This window comes from Streptomyces sp., assembly GCF_019510245.1.
Lineage (GTDB): Bacteria > Actinomycetota > Actinomycetes > Streptomycetales > Streptomycetaceae > Streptomyces.
Map to the genome: position 1 here is coordinate 1 of NZ_JAEKKT010000348.1, position 4,743 is coordinate 4,743.

Annotated in this window: 3 protein-coding genes, 1 tRNA gene and 2 pseudogenes; 1 reads left to right on the forward strand and 5 read right to left on the reverse strand. The window is 71.0% G+C overall.

Going from position 1 to position 4,743, the window contains the following annotated elements; genetic code table 11:
- Positions 1–628: pseudogene (locus tag JF597_RS51220) on the reverse strand (AAA family ATPase); the annotation flags it as partial.
- Positions 628–2,031 (reverse strand): hypothetical protein, encoded by a 1,404-nt coding sequence (locus JF597_RS51225; RefSeq protein ID WP_294013409.1) that lies wholly within the window; start codon positions 2,029–2,031, stop codon positions 628–630. The pseudogene JF597_RS51220 and the gene JF597_RS51225, both read right to left, overlap by 1 nt.
- Positions 2,032–2,124: 93 nt before the next feature.
- On the opposite strand from JF597_RS51225, the gene JF597_RS51230 reads away from it, so the two are divergent.
- Positions 2,125–2,200: transfer RNA gene (locus JF597_RS51230), tRNA-Trp, on the forward strand.
- 16 nt (positions 2,201–2,216) lie between these two features.
- On the opposite strand, the gene JF597_RS51235 is transcribed toward JF597_RS51230, so the two are convergent.
- The 3 genes and pseudogenes from JF597_RS51235 to JF597_RS51245 all read right to left on the reverse strand — a co-directional run.
- Positions 2,217–3,053, reverse strand: coding sequence for a hypothetical protein (locus tag JF597_RS51235; RefSeq protein ID WP_294013411.1), 837 nt, complete (start codon positions 3,051–3,053; stop codon positions 2,217–2,219).
- A 199-nt stretch (positions 3,054–3,252) separates the two neighbouring features.
- A complete protein-coding gene (locus tag JF597_RS51240) occupies positions 3,253–4,233 on the reverse strand; it encodes an acyl-ACP desaturase (RefSeq protein ID WP_069760599.1) in 981 nt (326 codons plus the stop codon).
- A gap of 207 nt (positions 4,234–4,440) precedes the next feature.
- Positions 4,441–4,743, reverse strand: a pseudogene (locus JF597_RS51245) (N(G),N(G)-dimethylarginine dimethylaminohydrolase); the annotation flags it as partial.

Genomic DNA, 4,743 nt, shown 5'->3' on the forward strand with positions numbered 1-4,743 from the left:
AGCGCCAGCCGCTCCCCGTCGACCAGCGGCAGGCCCCAGCGCAGCGGAAAGCCCTCCTGCGCGTTGGCCAGGACGTGGTCGAGGGTGCGCGGGGACAGCAGTTCGCGCAGGGCGGGGGAGAGGGACGCCCACAGGGAGAACACCGGACGCAGATCCCACGGGCGGTACTTCGCCGCCAGGTGCCGCCGCCACGAGGTGTCGTTCGCCGTGATCCGCAGCGTCACCATGCGGTCCAGAAGCGCGAGATCGCTACGGCGGGCCGAGGTCTCGGCCAGCGACTCGTTGTCCGTCAGGAAGACGCCGACACAGCCCAGCGCGCGCAGATCGTGCTCCCCCAGCGTCCAGTTGCAGGCGATCTGCATCAGCTGCGACTGGATCGTCTCGCCCGCCTGCAGGGAGTCGTCGATGAGCAGCACGAACGGCCGCCCCGGCTTCAACTGGCTCATCACCAGCTGACGCAGCACCAGTTCACCGGTGTGCGGGTCCCGCACCGGTGCGTTGACGAGCAGGTCGTCCGGCGTGAGGTTCGCCGCCGGGACGTACACCGCCCCGTCTGCCCCATGTCGATCATCGCGTCGATGAAGGACTCCAGGCGCGAGGTGGTCAACTGCTCTGTTCTCGTCGTCATTACCGCGATCCTGTGGTGACGCGATGGCAGTCCATCGCGGGAGTGTGCGTCTCCGGCCAGTCGTTTCCGCCCTCCGTGATCAGCCAGATCCATTTGTCCGGCTCGGCGGGCGTGACGGGCGGGGCGTATCCGTCGGTGAGCATCACGACGGCGTCCGGGCTGACGTCGAACCGCCGCCCGCCGACCTCCGTACGGCCCTCCACGTAGTCGGCGACCGCCTGGAAGCTGGTGCCGCCTCCGCCGTAGACCCGCTCGCCGGGCCGGAACGGCATCACCTCGGCGTCGAAGGAGAGCCAGTGCGCCTCGACCCCGTCGATCCGCCCCACGAGCCGGGTGAGCCACTCGATGACGTGGTCCGGCATGGAGCCCGAGGTGTCGTAGGCGACGACGAGCACCTTCTCCCGGACCGGGCCGCGCCGCGAGAGCATCGGATCCTGGCCGAGGGCGGCCAGCAGCGCGCCCCGCTTCTTCGGGTACACCAGCCGCTCACCGTCGCGCAGTCTGGAGCCGAGCACGTCGACCAGCCAGCGCTGCCACCAGTCGACCGTACGCGTGCGCGTGGTCTCACCGCGCAGCGCACCCGCGCCCAGGCTCCCCCAGATCCGCGAGGCCCGCGTGTTGCCGTCCTCGGTGCGGCCCATCAGGTCGAGCAGCTCGCCCTCCGCGCCCGCGTGCCCCCGACGAGCCGCGAGCAGGGAGTTGAGCAGTGCCGAGGAGGCGACCGCGTCGACGGTCTCCTGGTCGGCCGGCACTCCTCCCTCCCGCAGGTGCACGCACAGCCGCACCTCGGGGACGGGCGGGTTGTGCATGCGCTTCAGCTCGCCGTACACCCGCATGTCCGTCTCGGTGAACGTCTCGTACGGCACCGGCTCGAGGCCGTGTCCCGTCAGGTCCAGGACGTAGGCGTGATGGATCGCGCGTGGGTCGACACCGGTCGGGCGGCCGTCCAGCAGGGGGAGCTCCCGCCGGCCCAGCCGGACCAGCGCCACATGGTTGACGGACACCTCGCAGGCCAGCTCGAACACCGGGTCCGCGCGCAGCTCCGGGTCGTTGAACAGATGCCGCTGCACGAGGTGCCGTGCCTCGTGGAACAGGACGAACTTGACGCCGTCCAGGCCGAGACCGACGAAGAAGTCCGGGTTGTACAGCAGCAGGCAGGAGCCGTCGCCGGAGGCCACCACGGCCGCCGTGTCGACCGCGGTCGTCGGGATCTGGTGATGGCACTTGGCGTACAGCCAGGACGCCACCGCCGACTCGGTCAGCCCGAAGTCCAGCAGCGCGGCCTCCTTCAGCCGCCGTGCCTCCTCGACGACCCCCGGGTCCGCCGGTCGGTACCGCTCCAGCGCCCTGCGGTCGGCCAGATCGACCACCGGGACACGCTGCCCCCGCTCTCCGTACGCCATGACGAGCCCCCCCCCGTGCCGAAATCCCCCCGTGCCTCATTGGTAGCAGCGCCCACTGACAACGGGCCAACGCATTACGCTCGGGGACCAAGGGCGGGGCCGTAGCGCAGAGGCAGGCGCACCGGTCTCCAGAACCGGAACACGCTGGTTCGAATCCAGCCGCCCCGCCCCCCTTCCCGGCAGGGTCAGGCGATCGCGCCCGCCGTCATGATCAGCTCCGGCGCCGTTCCGTGGAATGTGTCGAGGAGTTGCGCCAGCACCGCCCAGGCCTCCTCGCGGTCGCCCAAGTGCTCGCGCACGAGGGGGCGCAGGGCGTCCTCGGCGTCGCCCACGCGCGCGGGGAACATCACCCGGCCAAGGGACAGCACCTTCAGCACCTGTGCGGCGGGTCCGTGCGCGGTCGCGTACGCACCGGGACCGGCCAGGACGCCGGCCTGCCGGACGCGGTGGGTGAACTTGGGGTGACTGCCGAACTGCGCGCGCAGCGCGGGCGGGCAGTCCGGGCGTACGGACAGGGCCCAGCGGGCGTGACCGGGCAACGGCCGCTCGCGGTCGGCCGCGGCGACCGTCTGCCAGTCGCGGCGTCCCAGCACCATGGACGCCGCGCTTCTGGCCGGCCCCATGGCGGTGGCGGCCCGGAGCGCCCCGATGAGCCCCCGCGCCACGACGGATTGCGGCACCGGCGGCTCGTCCGCGTGCTTGCGCAGGACATCGTCCACGGGCACGGGGCCCGTACGGCCCGGACCGAACGGCACGCCCCGCAGCACCGCCCGCCGCATCGTCGGGTCGGCCGAACCGTGCCCGTACACCGCCGCGTTGAGCTTCGGGTCGTCCTCCTCCAGAATCCACACCAGCACGGAGGAGGGGACCGGGGTCAGCTTCAGGGCGGCGTAGGCGGCCCGGCGTTCGTTCGCGCCCATGGGCGGCGCGCCGATCCGCCGCCGTACCCGCGCGGCGGCGTCGGCGTCGATCAGGCCCAGCAGAAAGCCGACGGCCCGCTGGTCCTTGCTGCTGTCATGCATGGCCGCATGATGCCCCGGGCGGCGGGCGGCCCGCACCGGATATTCGGTCGCGCTGCCGGGCGGTGACCGGCGGGGCCGGGCCGCCGTACCCGGTCGGACGGCCGCGGGCAGCAGCGGCGCCGGGCGCAGGGACGGTCGACCGGCGGGGTCGGCCGCGGTGACCGACCAAGCAGGCATGCCAGGGCCGGCCGGACCGGCGTCAGACGCCTGCCGCGCGAGCCGCCATCCGCGCCTTGCGCGCCGCCAGCTTCTCGTCGAACTTCGACGCCTCCGCGTCCAGGCCGCCCATGTACAGACCGAGCTCCTCCTGGGCCTTGAGGCCCTCGGGGCCGAGACCGTCGATCTCCAGAACCTTCAGGTAGCGCAGGACGGGCTGGATGACGTCGTCGTGGTGGATGCGCATGTTGTAGATCTCGCCGATCGCCATCTGCGCGGCGGCCCGCTCGAAGCCGGGCATGCCGTGGCCGGGCATCCGGAAGTTCACGATGACGTCGCGCACCGCCATCATGGTCAGGTCGGGCGCCAGCTCGAAGGCCGCCTTCAGCAGGTTCCGGTAGAAGACCATGTGCAGGTTCTCGTCGGTGGCGATGCGGGCCAGCATGCGGTCGCAGACCGGGTCCCCGGACTGGTGGCCGGTGTTGCGGTGCGAGACGCGGGTCGCGAGCTCCTGGAAGGAGACGTAGGCCACCGAGTGCAGCATCGAGTGGCGGTTGTCCGACTCGAAGCCCTCGCTCATGTGGGCCATCCGGAACTGCTCCAGCTGGTCCGGGTCCACCGCGCGCGAGGCGAGCAGATAGTCGCGCATCACGATGCCGTGCCGGCCCTCCTCGGCGGTCCAGCGGTGCACCCAGGTGCCCCAGGCGCCGTCGCGGCCGAAGAGCGAGGCGATCTCGTGGTGGTAGCTGGGGAGGTTGTCCTCCGTGAGGAGGTTCACGACGAGGGCGATCCGGCCGATCTCGGTGACCTTGGACTGGCCCTTCTCCCAGGCCTCGCCGTCCTCGAAGAGACCGGGGAAGTTGCGGGCGTCGCTCCACGGGACGTACTCGTGCGGCATCCAGTCCTTGGTGACCTTCAGATGCCGGTTGAGTTCCTGCTCGACCACTTCCTCCAGCGCGTACAGCAGTCGCGCGTCGGTCCACGCGGAGGACGGGCTGCCGAGGTGAGGGGAAGTGATCGTCACAGGTACTCCAGGGGGACGCGGCGAACATTTGAGGGGGATCGGCGAGCGGCGCCGGTAACTTACGGAATCGTAGGCTACGAAACCGTAGGTTACGAGACCGTAGGTTAAGCGCGCCGTAAACCCCGCTGATCAGCGGTGTTTCCCGGGCATGGCAAGCGGTCCCGGGAACCGCAGGTCCGGGGCCGGTGGAATGCCGCGCCCGCCCGATCAGGCATACAGGTCCCGCAGTCGAACTGAGAGACACGTCACACAGCCTTCGAGTTTCTCGAACTCGCTGATGTCGACCACGACCGGTTCGAACCCGAGGTCGGTGAGCAGCTCGGCCGTCTTCGGCGCGCTCGCCGCCATGAGCAGCTTGGGGCCACCGAGCAGGACGACATGGGCCCCGGCCTCCTCGGGCACGGACAGGAAGCGCGGGAAGAGCGCGGGCCGGTCCACCTTGGGGATGTGCCCGATGACGGTTCCGTCGGGCAGCGCGGTGACCGCCGACTTCAGGTGCAGCACCTTGTT